The 14,615-nt window shown below is 65.1% G+C and carries 18 protein-coding genes; 7 read left to right on the top strand and 11 right to left on the bottom strand.

Translation table 11 applies throughout. The features are described 5' to 3' along the window. Nucleotides 1-64 precede the first annotated feature (64 nt). The 4 genes from F6X61_RS08755 to F6X61_RS08740 are packed head-to-tail and all read right to left on the bottom strand — an operon-like array spanning nt 65 to nt 1,730. On the bottom strand, nt 65-268 hold the full coding sequence (locus F6X61_RS08755) for an SEC-C metal-binding domain-containing protein (protein WP_012313055.1): 204 nt from the start codon (nt 266-268) through the stop codon (nt 65-67). Between the two features lie 7 nt (nt 269-275). Beyond that, the gene (locus F6X61_RS08750; RefSeq protein WP_153786272.1) at nt 276-752 is read right to left on the bottom strand and encodes an LEA type 2 family protein; all 477 of its coding nucleotides are present in this window, start codon (nt 750-752) and stop codon (nt 276-278) included. Between the two features lie 2 nt (nt 753-754). Further along, nucleotides 755-1,231 carry a YchJ family protein gene (locus F6X61_RS08745; protein ID WP_153786271.1) on the bottom strand — a complete coding sequence of 159 codons (477 nt, stop codon included), beginning with the start codon at nt 1,229-1,231 and terminating at the stop codon, nt 755-757. Nucleotides 1,232-1,235: 4 nt separating this feature from the next. Then, a complete protein-coding gene (locus tag F6X61_RS08740; RefSeq protein WP_153786270.1) occupies nt 1,236-1,730 on the bottom strand; it encodes a DUF6231 family protein in 495 nt (164 codons plus the stop codon). 160 nt (nt 1,731-1,890) lie between these two features. Between F6X61_RS08740 and F6X61_RS08735 the strand changes: the two genes are divergently transcribed. The 5 genes from F6X61_RS08735 to F6X61_RS08715 all read left to right on the top strand — a co-directional run bounded on the left by F6X61_RS08735 (nt 1,891) and on the right by F6X61_RS08715 (nt 5,795). Beyond that, entirely contained in the window at nt 1,891-2,580 is a 690-nt protein-coding gene (locus F6X61_RS08735) for an OmpA family protein (RefSeq protein WP_153786269.1), read from the top strand. 89 nt (nt 2,581-2,669) lie between these two features. Continuing rightward, nucleotides 2,670-3,389, top strand: coding sequence for an OmpA family protein (locus F6X61_RS08730; RefSeq protein WP_153786268.1), 720 nt, complete (start codon nt 2,670-2,672; stop codon nt 3,387-3,389). Between the two features lie 96 nt (nt 3,390-3,485). Then, a complete protein-coding gene (locus F6X61_RS08725; RefSeq protein ID WP_153786267.1) occupies nt 3,486-3,749 on the top strand; it encodes a DUF1145 domain-containing protein in 264 nt (87 codons plus the stop codon). 4 nt (nt 3,750-3,753) lie between these two features. After that, nucleotides 3,754-4,512, top strand: coding sequence for a collagen-like protein (locus tag F6X61_RS08720; protein ID WP_153786266.1), 759 nt, complete (start codon nt 3,754-3,756; stop codon nt 4,510-4,512). A gap of 176 nt (nt 4,513-4,688) precedes the next feature. Next, nucleotides 4,689-5,795, top strand: a complete 1,107-nt coding sequence (locus tag F6X61_RS08715; protein ID WP_153786265.1) for an NADH:flavin oxidoreductase/NADH oxidase — start codon at nt 4,689-4,691, stop codon at nt 5,793-5,795. Nucleotide 5,796: 1 nt separating this feature from the next. Here F6X61_RS08715 and F6X61_RS08710 read toward each other — a convergent pair whose 3' ends face one another. From F6X61_RS08710 to ydcS, 7 genes are all read right to left on the bottom strand, one after another. Beyond that, nucleotides 5,797-6,129, bottom strand: a complete 333-nt coding sequence (locus tag F6X61_RS08710; RefSeq protein ID WP_110995515.1) for a type II toxin-antitoxin system HicB family antitoxin — start codon at nt 6,127-6,129, stop codon at nt 5,797-5,799. Further along, complete coding sequence (locus F6X61_RS08705) at nt 6,126-6,380, bottom strand: type II toxin-antitoxin system HicA family toxin (protein WP_153786264.1); 255 nt, start codon at nt 6,378-6,380, stop codon at nt 6,126-6,128. The genes F6X61_RS08710 and F6X61_RS08705 overlap by 4 nt, the downstream gene beginning before the upstream one ends. 143 nt (nt 6,381-6,523) lie before the next feature. Then, on the bottom strand, nt 6,524-7,948 hold the full coding sequence (locus F6X61_RS08700; protein WP_153786263.1) for a gamma-aminobutyraldehyde dehydrogenase: 1,425 nt from the start codon (nt 7,946-7,948) through the stop codon (nt 6,524-6,526). 17 nt (nt 7,949-7,965) lie between these two features. After that, a complete protein-coding gene (locus tag F6X61_RS08695) occupies nt 7,966-8,772 on the bottom strand; it encodes an ABC transporter permease (protein ID WP_153786262.1) in 807 nt (268 codons plus the stop codon). Further along, nucleotides 8,762-9,673 (bottom strand): ABC transporter permease, encoded by a 912-nt coding sequence (locus F6X61_RS08690; RefSeq protein WP_153786304.1) that lies wholly within the window; start codon nt 9,671-9,673, stop codon nt 8,762-8,764. The genes F6X61_RS08695 and F6X61_RS08690 overlap by 11 nt, the downstream gene beginning before the upstream one ends. A gap of 26 nt (nt 9,674-9,699) precedes the next feature. Continuing rightward, a complete protein-coding gene (locus tag F6X61_RS08685) occupies nt 9,700-10,725 on the bottom strand; it encodes an ABC transporter ATP-binding protein (RefSeq protein ID WP_153786261.1) in 1,026 nt (341 codons plus the stop codon). Between the two features lie 89 nt (nt 10,726-10,814). Beyond that, nucleotides 10,815-11,954: a putative ABC transporter substrate-binding protein YdcS gene (ydcS, locus tag F6X61_RS08680; RefSeq protein WP_153786260.1), complete on the bottom strand. Its 1,140-nt coding sequence runs from the start codon at nt 11,952-11,954 to the stop codon at nt 10,815-10,817. 214 nt (nt 11,955-12,168) lie between these two features. Between ydcS and F6X61_RS08675 the strand changes: the two genes are divergently transcribed. Both F6X61_RS08675 and F6X61_RS08670 read left to right on the top strand, forming a co-directional pair. Then, on the top strand, nt 12,169-12,858 hold the full coding sequence (locus F6X61_RS08675) for a tellurite resistance TerB family protein (protein ID WP_153786259.1): 690 nt from the start codon (nt 12,169-12,171) through the stop codon (nt 12,856-12,858). A 129-nt stretch (nt 12,859-12,987) separates the two neighbouring features. Further along, nucleotides 12,988-14,610 (top strand): methyl-accepting chemotaxis protein, encoded by a 1,623-nt coding sequence (locus tag F6X61_RS08670; protein ID WP_153786303.1) that lies wholly within the window; start codon nt 12,988-12,990, stop codon nt 14,608-14,610. Nucleotides 14,611-14,615 lie beyond the last annotated feature (5 nt).

The following is a 14,615-nucleotide window of genomic DNA, read 5'->3' as shown; positions in this document are numbered from 1 at the left end:
AAAAAGCCGGCATTGCACCGGCCCGTTTCATCTTGCGCCTTGCAGCTTGGCGCTCAGGGCTGCTTCAAGCGCCGTGGCACTTCTTGAATTTCTTCTCGCTGCCGCATGGGCACGGGTCGTTGCGACCGACGTCCTTCAGGGCATTGCGCACCGGCTCCTGGTGGCCGTGGTTGCAGTGCGGGCCATGCACATGGCCGTGGTCGTGATCGTGGTGATGGTCGTGACCGTGGTTGCAGTCGGGGCCATGAACATGGGGTTGCTGGGTCATTGCGGGATTACTCCGGTAGAAAATCGCCGGGCATTATCTCACCACTGCGCGACAAGTGCAGGTCCCGGGGGATGATCAGCCCGGTGGCCAGGTCGCCTTGCAGCCGGTAGTGCAAGGGTTGATGGCTTTTGAGCAGTTTCGCCAGGGGCTTGAGGTGCTGCCAGAGGTTGGTCCGCGCGGTGATCTTGAAGGTGCGCCGGGCATGGGCGCCGACGCTGCGCCAGAGGCTGACATCCTCTTCGGCCAGCAGGATGTCGCCCAGGTGGACCGCGTAGTGCAGGTTGCGGATGAACAGCCGGCTGTCGTTGGGGTTGATGACCTGCAGGTGCAGCACGAACTCTTGCTGGTGCAGGCGCATGCTGACCTTTTCCACCTTCAGCAGGTGCACCTCTGGCTGGCGCCAGCTGTCGTCGCCCCAGCTGGCGCAGCCCGCCAGCCCGCTCAGCAGTAAGGCCAGCAGCATCAGGCGGGCGAGGGCGCGCATGTTCAGTTACCGAAATAGCTGGCGCAGCATTTCTTGAATTTCTGCCCGCTGGCGCAGGGGCAGGGATCATTGCGCCCGACTTTCAGCTCCACGGTCGGGTCGATGAAGTACCAGCGCCCGGCGTGCTGGACGAAGGCCGAGCGTTCGCGGTGCTGGTGATCGCCTTGCCCGTCGTGCCAGCGTGCGGTGAAGGTGACGAAGGCATGTTCGGGTTGCCCGCCGAGCACTTCGGCGTTTTCCACCTCGAGCCCCAGCCAGGTGCTTTGCGCGCTCCAGGCCGCCATGCCGGCGCGGTCCAGGCCGGCCTGTTGGGCCGGCAGCGTGGTGCCGACCAGGTAATCCATCAGCCCCAGCACGTAGGCGCTGTAGCGCGAGCGCATCAGCGTCTGCGCATCCGGTGCCGGGGTGCCGGCGTGATAATGCCCGCAGCAGGCGTCGAGCAGGTTGCCGCTGCCGCAAGGGCAGACCGAGACACTCATCGAGTCACCACCAGTACTTGCCGAAATTTTGTGGATTGGCCCAGAACTTCGCATTAAGCCAGTCCGGTACCTGTTTGTAGTCATGCAGATCATAGGTGAACAGGCTGAGCACCTGTTCGTCTCGCTGGAATTTCTCGCTGGCCGACAGCGCCAGCGAGAAAAAGTCGGTGTCGTGCCAGCCGCAGGCGCCCAGGTCGGCGAGCACCGCGACCTTGCTGGCATTGAGGTTGCGTATGCCACCAAGCAGCTCCAGGCCGCTGCGTTTGGGCAGGTGCTCAAGGCAGTCCACCAGTAACGCCAGGTCGAAGCGCTGGGCGGCCAGCCTGGCTGGCAATGGGCCGGGTGAGGCGACTTCTATATGGGTGTCCGGGTGCTCTGCGGCGAAGGCGTCCAATGCCGGGAAGCGTGTGCCCACCAGCAGCAGCTTGTGTGGCGTGAAACGCTCGAGCAGGGCGGCCAGGGCCTGCTGTGGTGTGCGTTGGGAGAAAGCGTCAGTCATTGCCATTCCTCGTTCAGGTCGCTCAAGACTAACGGCCCCGGCCTGCCTGGCATAGAGGCACGGCGCCACGTCGTGGCTTATTGCTGGCAGAGCGAGAAACAGCGGTCTTTACTTCCAGAGCATCGGTTTTGCACCGATTCCCCCTAGGAGAAGCAACAAGATGAGCATAGTACGCACAGCGATACCCCTGGTCCTGCTCACCAGTGTGTTGACTGGTTGTGCAGGTTTGCAAAAAACCGACTGGCCGAAGTGTGCTGCCGTCGGGGGTGTAGGCGGCGCCGCCCTGGGCGCCATCGAGAGTTCCAGCTGGGCTGGCTGGGGTGCGTTGCTCGGTGGCGGCCTGGCGGCCGGTTACTGCTGGGCCCACGGCGATGGCGACGAAGACGGCGATGGTGTGCCGGATAGTCGCGACAAGTGCCCAGGCACGCCGCGCGGGGTCCAGGTCGATGCCAACGGCTGCCCGCCACCACCACCTGTGGTCGAGGAGGTCGTGGTACAGAAGGAAGAAGTCATCGTCATTCGCGATGTGCGCTTCGAGTTCGACTCGGCACGCCTCACCGCCGCCGACAAGGAGCGCCTCAATACCATTGCCACGCGCCTTAAACAGGAGGCCCCGAGCGCCCGCCTGAGCGTCACCGGCCATACCGACAGCGTCGGTTCCGACAGCTACAACCAGAAGCTTTCCGAGCGCCGAGCCCATTCGGTGACCGATTATCTGGTCGAGCAAGGCGTACCGCGCAGCAGCTTCGTCTCGGTCGTGGGGGCCGGCGAGACCCAACCGGTGGCTGACAACGCCACGGCCGACGGGCGCGCCATGAACCGCCGTACCGAGATCAAGATCCAGCGTTGACAGCCCTGCGCCCGCGCCTTGAGAAGTGGCGCGGGCGCGTCTTTACTCCTGGGTGACCGGTAGCGGCCGGTGACACAGGAGCATTCACCATGCGTGTTTTGTCCAAGGCGGCGCTGCCGCTGTTGCTGGCCACCAGCCTGCTGGCCGGCTGCGCGACCCACAGCGATGGCAGCGCGCCCCTCAATCAAAGGACCTGGCCCCTCTGCAGCCTGCTTGGTGGGCTGGTCGGCGGTGGCCTGGGGGCTATCGAGAGCTCCAGTTGGGCGGCCGGTGGCGGTGCCCTGGGAGCCATCGCCGGTGGCCTGATCTGCTACGCCCAGGATGGCGATGAGGATGGCGATGGTGTCTTCGACCGCCGTGACCGTTGCCCAGGCACCCCCGCCGGCACCCAGGTCAACCACATGGGCTGCCCGCTGCCCCAATACCCTCCCGCGCAAGCGCAACCCGAACCCGCCGCTACCTCTGAGGTGATTACCCTCGACGACCAGGGCCAGGTGCTGTTTGCCTTTGACTCCGCCGAGCTCACGGCGGCCGCTCGGCAGCGTCTGCAAAGCCTGCTGACCAGGCTGAACGAGCCGGGCGTGACCCGCGTCAAGGTGATTGGCTTCACCGACAGCGTAGGCTCCGACAGCTACAACCAACGCCTGTCCGAGCAGCGTGCCAGCAGCGTCGCCGAGTACCTGATCAGCCAAGGGCTGGCGCCGAACAAGGTGACCAGCCAGGGCCGTGGCGAGGCTGATCCGGTTGCCGACAACGACAGCGATGAAGGCCGGGCGCGCAACCGACGGGTGGAACTGCACCTGAACTGACCACTCTGGCGCGCCTGCGGCAGTAAGGTTACTGTTGCCAGCGCGGTCCGCTCGAACGGGCCGCGCTGGCATAACAATAAACAGTGGGGGCGGGGTATGAAGTTCATCCTGGGCCTGGGCAAGGTCCTGACGGTGCTGTTCTGGTGGGTGGTGCTGTTCAACCTGTTCATGCCGCAGCCATTGCCGCTCAATCTGCTGATCAATACCGCCGGCATCTTCCTGCTGTCACTGCACGTGCTCGAGGTGTTGTTTTTCAACGCTAGCCTGCGCGGGCGCAGCCACCGTTGGTTCGATCGATTGCAGATCCTGCTGACCGGCATCTTCCACGTCATGTCCATCCCCAAACCTGGTAAGGCCTAGAGCCATGCATAAATTGATGTTGCTGGCCGCTTTGGCCGCGCCCCTGGCTCAGGCGGAAAGCCTTGAAGTCGCCGCTCACTCCATGCTGCGCCTGCCGAACAAGTCGGCCAGCGTGCATCTTGAACAGTTGCGTGTGGCCGACTCGGCGACCCTGCTGCTGCCAGCCACCCTCACTGAGTTGAAGATCGACCGCCTGGAGTTGGGGCGCGATGCGCGCATCGCCATCGCCCCCGCCGAACGCGACCTGAGTATCAGCGCAGCCAGCGCCCAGCTGGGCGCTGGCAGTGAAATCAGTGCGCCTGGTGCACCGGGTACTTATGAGCGGGCAGCCCGTCCCGGGCGCAATCTCGACTTGCGTCTGCAGGCGCTTGAGGCCGAGCAACTGGTCATCGATGCCCGTGGCGGCGCTGGCGCGCCAGGCTATGTCGGCCTCGACGGCGGTAATGGCAAGCCGGGTGGCTGCACCTGGGGGCAGGCCAGCCGAGGGGCCAATGGTGACAACGGTGGCAATGGCCACGATGGTGCCGCTGGCGGGCGGATCCGCCTGGCGCTGCCGGACGGCTTCGCCCAGGAACGGATCATGGTTCGGCTTGAGGGCGGCGCGCCGGGCAAGCCGGGCGCAGCCGGCAAGGCTGGCAAGGGCGGTGCGAGCAAGGGCTGCCTGGTGTACAGCACGGCGGCCGGTGCCAATGGCCTGCCAGGGCAACCCGGGGAGCCAGGTGCCGCCGGCGCAGCCGGTGAGTTGATTCTGCAGCGCTTGTAAACGCCGGGGCTGAGCCTGCCTGAGGCATTATCAGGCAGGCTTGTCAGCGACTCCGTACCTAACGGCCAGACACCTCCGACACCCATGGTCTAGTCTGAAAAAGACCGGTACCGGCCAAGTTCCCACTACAAGTGCCCGGACCGGACAACCATTGGAGTCCCCCGGGAGGTGCTCTCATGAGCCTGCTGCTTGAGCCGTATACCCTGCGTCAGCTGACCCTGCCCAACCGTATTGCCGTTTCCCCCATGTGCCAGTACTCCGCCGTCGACGGCCTGGCCAACGACTGGCACCTGGTGCACCTGGGCAGCCGTGCCGTGGGTGGCGCGGGCCTGGTGATCAGCGAGGCCGTCGCGGTCACTGCCGATGGCCGCATTACTGCCGAAGACCTTGGTCTGTGGAACGACGAACAGATCGCCCCGCTGCAGCGCATCACCCGCTTCATCACCGCCCAGGGCGCCGTGCCCGGCATCCAGCTGGCCCACGCCGGACGCAAGGCCAGCACCTATCGCCCCTGGTTGGGCAAGCAAGGCAGCGTCAAGCTCGAGGAGGGCGGGTGGCAGCCGGTCGGCCCATCGAAAATCGCCTTCGACCCGCAGCACACCGCGCCGCGCGAGTTGAGCAAGGACGAGATCCAGGACGTGGTGACCGCGTTTGTGGCGGCGACCGAGCGCGCATTGAAGGCGGGTTTCAAGGTAGTGGAAATCCACGCCGCCCATGGCTACCTGCTGCACCAGTTCCTGTCGCCGCTGAGCAATCAGAGGCGCGACGACTATGGCAGTTGCTTCGAAAACCGCATTCGCCTGACCCTGCAGGTCACCGAAGCAGTGCGCAAGGTGTGGCCGCAGGAGCTGCCGCTGTTCGTCCGCGTCTCGGCCACCGACTGGGTGGAGGATGGCTGGAACCCGGATGAAACCGTAGAGCTGGCGCGCCGCCTGCGCGTGCTGGGTGTCGACCTGATCGACGTTTCGTCTGGCGGCACCTCGGTCAACGCCGAGATCCCCACCGGCCCGGGTTACCAGACCCGCTTCGCCGAACGGGTGCGCAAAGAGTCGGAAATCGCCACCGGCACCGTTGGCATGATCACCGAACCCGCCCAGGCCGAACACATCCTGCGCACCGGCCAGGCCGATGTGATCTTCCTGGCCCGCGAACTGCTGCGTGACCCGTACTGGCCACTGCACGCCGACGATGACCTGGGCGGCAACAAGGCCACGTGGCCGGCTCAGTACCAGCGGGCGACCAGCCGGGCCAACCCGATCCACGAGTCGGACCTGCGCGATTGACTCAGCCGTAGGCGGCCTTGCTGAGGATGTCGCTCACCCATTGGTTGATGCTTTTCTGCGCAAGCTCCGCCTGGGCCGCCACGCTGGCATGAAGCGTGGGCTCCAGGCGCAGGCTGAGCTTGCCGGAGTAGGTCTTTTGCGGCTCACGCCCCAGGCGCTGGCAGGTTTCGAGGTAGTCGTCGACGGCCTCCTCGAAGGCCTGGCGCAGTTCGCTGATCGATTCGCCATGGAAGCCGATCACGTCGTGGATGCCGGCGACGTGGCCGACCAGCAGTTGGTCTTCGTCGCTGTATTCGATGCGGGCGGCATAGCCGCGGTAATTCATCACATTCATGGTGTCACTCCTGCCTGCTCCAGGAACTGGCGGGCATCCCGCACTTGATAGGTTTTGGCGTGGCGGTCCGGGTGAGGGCGGTGGAAGGTGGCCACTGCCCCGTGGAGTTCGAACCGTACGCGTGAACCCCTACCTTCGACCGTTCTGGCGCCAAGCGATACCAGCAGCGATTCCAGGCGTATCCAGTCCAGGGTTTTGGGCACAGGCTTCTTGAAAACGAGTTCGAGTAAAGCACGTTGGTGATTATTCATGGTATCAGTCTGTGATACCAGTCTAATTTGCTCAACGGTCTGGCAGTAGGGCGCTGCAGCGGCAGATTGCGGGAAATATCGGTATGGCAGGCAGCAAAAAGCCGACTGGACATCACTGCCAGTCGGCTTCTGTCATCCGTGCATCAATGCTTGAACATCACATGTCGCACACAGGTGTAGTCCTCCAGCCCGTACATCGACATATCCTTCCCGTACCCCGAATGCTTCTGCCCGCCATGGGGCATTTCGCTGACCAGCATGAAGTGGGTGTTCACCCAGGTGCAGCCGTAATGCAAGCGTGCAGCCAGGCGGTGGGCGCGGCCGCTGTCGCGGGTCCATACCGACGATGCCAGGCCGTACTCGGAGTCGTTGGCCCATTCCAGCGCCTGGGCCTCGTCGCTGAAGCGGGTCACCGACACCACCGGCCCGAACACTTCATGCCGGACGATCTCGTCATCCTGCAGCGTGTCGGCCAGCACGGTGGGTTCGAAGAAGAACCCGTCACCGGGCACGACCTTGCCGCCGGTAACCAGGCGGATATGCGGCTGGGCAATCGCACGCTGTACCAGCCCGGCGACCTTGTCGCGGTGCTGGGCGCTGATCAACGGGCCGAGTTCGGTGGCCGGATCGTTCTGCAGGCCGTGCTTGAGGCTGGCGACCGCCTCGCCCAGGCGTTCGACGAAGCGCTCGTAGATGCCGTCCTGCACGTACAGGCGGCAGGCGGCGGTGCAGTCCTGCCCGGCGTTGTAGAAGCCGAAGGTGCGGATGCCTTCGATAGCGGCATCGAGGTCGGCATCGTCGAACACGATCACCGGGGCCTTGCCGCCCAGCTCCATGTGCATGCGCTTCACGCTGTCGGCGGTGGCGCCGATGATGTGCGCGCCGGTGGGGATGGAGCCGGTCAGCGACACCATGCGCACCTTGGGGTGAGTGACCAGCGGGTTGCCGACGGTCTGGCCGCGGCCGAACAGGATATTGAGTACGCCGGGCGGCAGCAGGCCCTGAATCAGCTCACCCAGGTGCAGGGCGGTCAGTGGGGTCAGCTCCGAAGGTTTGATCACGACGGTGTTGCCGGCGGCCAACGCCGGGGCGATTTTCCATGCCAGCATCATCAGCGGGTAGTTCCACGGCGCGATGGACGCCACCACGCCCAGCGGGTCACGGCGGATCATCGAGGTGTGCCCGGGCAGGTATTCCCCCGCCGCCGAGCCGCCCAGGCAACGCGCCGCGCCGGCGAAGTAGCGGAACACGTCGGCGATGGCCGGGATCTCGTCGTTGAGCGCGGCAGCGTAAGGCTTGCCGCAGTTGTCCGACTCCAGCCTGGCCAGTGCCTCGCCGTGCTGTTCGATGACGTCGGCAATGGCCAACAGCGCGGTCGAGCGCTCTTTCGGCGTGGTCTGCGACCAGCCGTCGAACGCCTTGTCGGCCGCGCGCACAGCGCTGTCGACCTGGGCCTCGGTGGCTTCGGTGATCTGTGCCAGGGCCGTGCCCTTGGCCGGGTCGAGCACGGTCCAGGCCGGGCCTTCGCCAGCGACAAGCTGGCCGTTGATCAGCATTCGGGTTTGCATCGGGGACTCCTCCAGGGTCATTTGCCGCTGCCCGCGACGCTTTCACCGCCACGGGTCAGGTAATAGGCGCCGAGGATCGGCAGCATGGTCACCAGCATCACCAGCATGGCGACCACGTTGGTCACCGGCACGTCGCGCGGGCGGCTGAGCTGGTTGAGCAGCCAGATCGGCAATGTGCGCTCGTTGCCGGCGGTGAAGGTGGTGACGATGATCTCGTCGAACGACAGGGCGAAGGCCAGCATGCCGCCGGCCAGCAACGCCGAGCACAGGTTGGGCAGGATGATGTAGCGGAAGGTCTGCCAGCCGTCGGCGCCCAGGTCCATCGAGGCTTCGATCAGGCTCTGCGAAGTACGGCGCAGGCGGGCGATGACGTTGTTGTAGACGATCACCACGCAGAACGTGGCGTGGCCGACGACGATGGTGAACAGCCCAGGTTCTATCCCTAGGCGCTTGAACGCCGAAAGCAGGGCGATACCGGTGATGATGCCGGGCAGGGCGATCGGCAGGATCAGCATCAGCGAAATGCTTTCCTTGCCGAAAAAACTGCGCCGGTACAACGCCGCCGAAGCCAGGGTGCCAAGGACCAGGGCGATCAGCGTGGCCAGGCAGGCCACCTGCAATGACAGCTTGATCGCTTCGAGCACGTCGGGGCGGGCGAGGGCCACGGCGAACCACTTCAACGTGAAGCCCCTGGGCGGGAAGCTGAACGCCGCGTCTTCGGTGTTGAAGGCATAGAGCAGGATGATCAGGATCGGGAAGTGCAGGAACACCAGCCCGCCCCAGGCCGCCAGGCGCAGGCCCGTCGAGGCTTGTTCAGAGTGCATCGAAGGCCCCCAGGCGTTTGACGATGGACAGGTACACCGCGATCAGCACGATCGGCACCAGGGTAAAGGCCGCCGCCATGGGCATGTTGCCGATCGCGCCTTGCTGGGCATACACCATGCTGCCGATGAAATAGCCGGGCGGGCCGACCAGTTGCGGCACGATGAAGTCGCCCAGGGTCAGCGAGAAGGTGAAGATCGAACCGGCGGCGATGCCCGGCACCGACAGCGGCAGGATCACCTGAATGAACGTCTGCCGGGGTTTGGCGCCGAGGTCGGCCGAGGCTTGCAGCAGGGACGGCGGCAGGCGCTCCAGTGCGGCCTGGATCGGCAGGATCATGAAGGGCAGCCAGATGTAGACGAACACCAGAAAGCGCCCCAGGTGCGAGGTCGACAGGGTGCTGCCGCCGACGCCCGGGATATCCAGTACCAGCTGCAACAGCGGCTGCAGGTGCAGTTGCTGGATGAACCACTGGGCCACGCCGCCCTTGGCCAGCAGCAGGGTCCAGGCGTAGGTCTTGACGATGTAGCTGGCCCACATCGGCATCATCACCGCGATATAGAAGAACGCCTTGGTGCGGCCGGTGGTATAGCGCGCCATGTAGTAAGCGATGGGGAAGGCCAGCACGGCGCTGGCCAGCGACACCGCCACGGCCATGCTCAGGGTGCGCAGGATGATGTCGAAGTTGGCCGGGTTGAACAGCGCGGCGAAGTTGGCCAGGGTCAGGTCCGGCGTCACCGCCATGGTGAAGTCGTCGAAGGTGTAGAAACCCTGCCACAACAGGTTCAGCAACGAGCCCAGGTAGATCGCGCCGAACCACAGCAACGGCGGGATCAGCAGCATCAGCAGGTACAGGTTGGGGCGCCGGTACAGCAGGTCGCTCAGGCGCCGTAGCGGCGTGATGCCCGCTGCTTTTCCAGCGGCCAGGCTCATGGCTGGGTTTCCCGCAACGCGGTCATCGCCTCACGGGGCCAGCAGGCCTGCACGCGCTGGCCGGCCTGCCACTGGTGCGCCTGGGCCTGCCAGCGGTCGTTGGCCTGGCTGACGGCGAGCAGTTGGCCGCCGTCCAGCTTCACCTCGAAACGGGTGGCGCTGCCCTGGTACTGGATATCGTGCAGCACACCGCCGACCTGTACGTCGCCGCTGGCAGGCTGGCCGTCGAGGCGGATGTGCTCGGGGCGGATGGAGAAGGGCGATGCGCTGCCATTGAGCTGTTGCGCCAGTTCCCCGCGCAGCACGTTGGAGGTGCCGACGAACTCGGCGACGAAGGTGGTCGCCGGCTGCATGTACAGGTTGCGGGGCGTGTCGACCTGTTCGATGCGCCCGCGGTTGAACACGGCCACCCGGTCGGACATCGACAAGGCCTCGGTCTGGTCGTGGGTGACGAAGATGAAGGTTATGCCCAGCTGGCGCTGCAGCTTTTTCAGCTCGCCCTGCATCTGCTCGCGCAACTTGAGGTCGAGGGCGCCGAGCGGTTCATCGAGCAGCAGCACCCGTGGCCGGTTGACCAGGGCGCGGGCCAGGGCGACGCGCTGGCGCTGGCCGCCGGACAACTGCGCCGGCTTGCGTGTGCCGTAGCCGTCCAGGGCGACCATGGCCAGCGCCTCGTCGGCACGGGCATGGCGTTCGGCCTTGGCCACGCCTTTGACCTTAAGGCCATAAGCGACGTTGTCGCGCACGTTCATGTGCGGGAACAGTGCGTAGTCCTGGAACACGGTGTTGACGTCACGCTTATAAGGCGGCAGCCCGGCGGCTTCGCTGCCATGGATGCGGATCGAGCCGCTGCTGGGTTGCTCGAAGCCGGCGATCAGGCGCAGGCAGGTGGTCTTGCCCGAGCCCGAGGGGCCGAGCATGGAGAAGAACTCGCCGTCCTCGATGTCGATGCTGACCTGGTCGACGGCCTTGACCTCGCCGAAGGTGCGGGAAACCTGGGTGAACTGTACGGCTAGGGGCATGCTGGGGCTCCACTAGGTTAATGCTGATCGCGGGGCAAGCCCGCTCCCACGGCAATCAGTGTGGGAGCGGGCTTGCCCCGCGATGGCCCTTACCGCCCGCCCATGATCGCGATGTAGTCCTGGGTCCAGCGGCTATAGGGCACGAACTTGCCGCCCTCGGCCTGCGGGGTTTTCCAGAAGGCGATCTTGTCGAAGTTGTCGAAGCCATTGGTCTTGCAGCCCTCGGCCCCCAGCAATTCGCTGCCGGTACAGGCCGCCGGCACCGCCGGCAACGAGCCGAACCAGGCCGCCACGTCGCCCTGCACCTTGGGCTGCAGCGACCAGTCCATCCATTTGTAGGCGCAATTGGGGTGCTTGGCCTCGCTGTGCAGCATGGTGGTGTCGGCCCAGCCGGTGGCACCTTCCTTCGGCACCACCGAGGCCACCGGCTGCTTGTCGGCCTGCAGCCCGTTGACCATGTAGCCCCACGAACTGGTGGCGGCCACGCCCTCGTTCTTCACGTCGCTCATCTGCACGGTCGCGTCGTGCCAGTAGCGGTGGATCAACGGCTGTTGCTGGCGCAGCAGGTCGAGCACGGCCTTGTACTGCGCTTCGGTGAGTTCGTAGGGGTTCTGGATGCCCAGCTCAGGCTTGGCGGACTTGAGATAGAGCGCCGCGTCGGCGATGTAGATCGGCCCGTCATAAGCCTGCACGCGGCCCTTGTTGGGTTTGCCGTCGGGCAGGTTCTGCGGTTCGAACACCACGCTCCAGCTGGTGGGTGGCTGCTTGAACACGTTGGTGTTGTACAGCAGCACGTTCGGGCCCCACTGGTAGGGCGTGCCGTACACCTGGTCCTTGACCACGTACCAGGCGCCGTTGTGCAGACGCGGGTCGAGGTTCTTCCAGTTGGGAATCAGCGCGGTGTTGATCGGCTGCACCCGCTTGCCGGCAATCAGGCGCAGCGAGGCATCGCCCGAGGCGGTAACCAGGTCATAGCCGCCCTTGGTCATCAGGCTGACCATCTCGTCGGAGGTGGCGGCGGTCTTCACGCTGACCTTGCAGCCGGTTTCTTTCTCGAAACCGGTGACCCAGTCGTAGGCCTTGTCGCTTTCACCGCGCTCGATGTAGCCGGGCCAGGCGATGATGTCCAGCTGCCCCTCGCCGGCACCGAGCTTCTGGGGCAGCCCGGCGGCCTGGGCGCCGGCACTGGTGAGCAGGGCGCCGAGCAAAACGGTCTTGTGCACTGACATGTTGTTCCCTCTTGTTGGCAATTGTGATCGGGGCAGACGTCAAGCGAAGCGGCGGTCAGATGGCTGACTGCTTATGATTTTTAGCGACTGAGTCGAGTCTAGATCGCTTTTATCGATCACTGATGCAACATCCGGAAGCATTTGCACAGGTGGAGAAACCCGTGGGCCGTCCTACTCTGGTGGCCACTTTTTCGTACCCGTGGAGGCGCACCAGATGAATACCCGAGGTCTGCTCGACCAACTGCTCAAGTCCGGCCAGGACCTGCTCAACAACCAGGCTGGCAAAAGCGCCGGGCACAAGCCAGCAGGCAGTGGCGGGCTGGGCAGCCTGCTATCCGGTGCCGGCGGTGGTGCCTTGGCGGCTGGCGCCATGGGTTTGCTGCTGGGTAACAAGAAGGCCCGCAAATATGGCGGCAAGGCACTCACCTACGGTGGCCTGGCCGCGCTCGGGGTGCTGGCCTACAAGGCCTATGGCAACTGGCAGGCGCGCCAGGGTGCGGGCGACCAGCCGCCACAGACGCTGGACCGCCTGCCCCCGGCCCAGGCCGAGCAGCACAGCCAGGCGGTGCTGCGGGCACTGGTGGCGGCGGCCAAGTCCGACGGCCATATCGACGAGCGCGAGCGGGCACTGATCGAAGGCGAGTTCACCCGCCTGGACAGCGACCGCGAGCTGCAGCACTGGCTGCACGCCGAGCTGAACAAGCCGCTGGACCCTGCCGAGGTGGCCCGCGCCGCGCAAACCCCGGAAATGGCCGCCGAGATGTACCTGGCCAGCGTGATGATGGTCGACCAGGAGAACTTCATGGAGCGCGCCTACCTCGACGAACTGGCGCGTCAGTTGCGCCTGGACCCGGCCTTGCGCCAGGAGTTGGAGAGTCAGGTCAGGCTTGCCGCTGGCCAGTGAACGGGCAAATGGCCACATCAATAGGCAAGGAGGCCTGAATACAGCAGCATTCAGCCGCAAATGCGTAAGACGCCTGGGCTATACTTCGGCGATTTTTCCCGCTCGTATCGAATTCCTGAGGGCTGAATGTTGAAGAACTGGACCTTGCGCCAACGGATCCTGGCAAGTTTCGCCGTGATCATCGCCATCATGCTGCTGATGATCGTGGCCGCCTATTCGCGGCTGGTGGCGATCGAGTCCAGCGAGGAAGCGGTGGGGTCCGACAGCATTCCCGGCGTCTATTACAGCTCGATGATTCGCAGTGCCTGGGTCGACAGCTACGTCAACAGCCAGCAGTTGGTGGGGCTGTCGAACCACCGCGAAATCACCTCGGCCGACATGGAGCTGTTCAAGAGCTTCGATGACCGCCTCAAGCAGCACATGGCCAGCTACCAGGCCACCATTCGCGACCCCGCCGACCAGGCCGCCTTCGACGACTTCACCCGCCTCGAGGAGGGCTACGTGAAGCTCGTCGACCAGGTGCTGGAGGCCTACCGGCAAAAGAACTACGTCGAGGCCCAGCGCCTGATCGCCGAAGTGCTCACCCCGGCCTGGGTGGATGGACGCAAGCACCTGAACGGGGTGATCGAGCGCAACCGTGAATCGGCCGATGCCGCCACCAACGACATCGTCAGCGCCGTGAACACCGCCAAGGGCAGCATGATCGTCTCGCTGCTGCTGGCGATCGTCGCCGCCGGTATTTGCGGCCTGCTGCTGATGCGCGCAATCACCGCGCCCATGCAACGCATCGTGCATGCCCTCGACCGCCTGCGTTCGGGCGACCTGAGCATGCGCCTGAGCCTGGATCGCAAGGACGAATTCGGCGCCATCGAAGGCGGCTTCAACGAAATGGCCGAATCGCTGGCCGGCCTGGTGTCGCAGGCCCAGCGCTCGTCGGTGCAGGTGACCACCTCGGTTACCGAAATTGCCGCCACCTCCAAGCAGCAGCAGGCCACCGCCACCGAAACCGCCGCCACCACCACCGAGATCGGCGCTACCTCGCGCGAGATCGCCGCCACCTCCCGTGACCTGGTGCGCACCATGACCGAAGTCACCTCGTCGGCCGACCAGGCCTCGAGCCTGGCCGGCGCCGGCCAGCAGGGCCTGGCGCGCATGGAAGAGACCATGCACCAGGTGATGGGCGCCGCCGACCTGGTCAACGCCAAGCTGGCGATCCTCAACGAGAAAGCCAGCAACATCACCCAGATGGTGGTGACCATCGTCAAGGTCGCCGACCAGACCAACCTGCTGTCGCTCAACGCCGCCATCGAAGCGGAAAAGGCCGGCGAGTACGGCCGTGGCTTCGCCGTGGTGGCCACTGAAGTGCGCCGCCTGGCCGACCAGACCGCCGTGGCCACCTACGACATCGAGCAGATGGTGCGCGAGATCCAGTCGGCAGTGTCGGCCGGGGTAATGGGCATGGACAAGTTCTCCGAAGAGGTGCGCCGCGGCATGTTCGAGGTGCAGCAGGTGGGCGAACAGCTCAGCCAGATCATCAACCAGGTGCAGGCCCTGGCACCGCGCGTGCTGATGGTCAACGAAGGCATGCAGGCCCAGGCCACCGGCGCCGAACAGATCAACCAGGCCCTGGCCCAGCTCAGCGACGCCAGCACCCAGACCGTGGAATCGCTGCGCCAGGCCAGCTTCGCCATCGACGAGCTGAGCCAGGTGGCCGCCGGGCTGCGTGGCGGTGTATCGCGTTTCAAAGTCTGACGCCG

It is taken from the genome of Pseudomonas sp. EMN2, from assembly GCF_009650555.1.
In the GTDB taxonomy this organism is placed as follows: domain Bacteria; phylum Pseudomonadota; class Gammaproteobacteria; order Pseudomonadales; family Pseudomonadaceae; genus Aquipseudomonas; species Aquipseudomonas sichuanensis.
The sequence above is the reverse complement of the archived record's forward strand: the minus strand, read 5'-3'. Positions and strand labels throughout refer to the sequence as shown.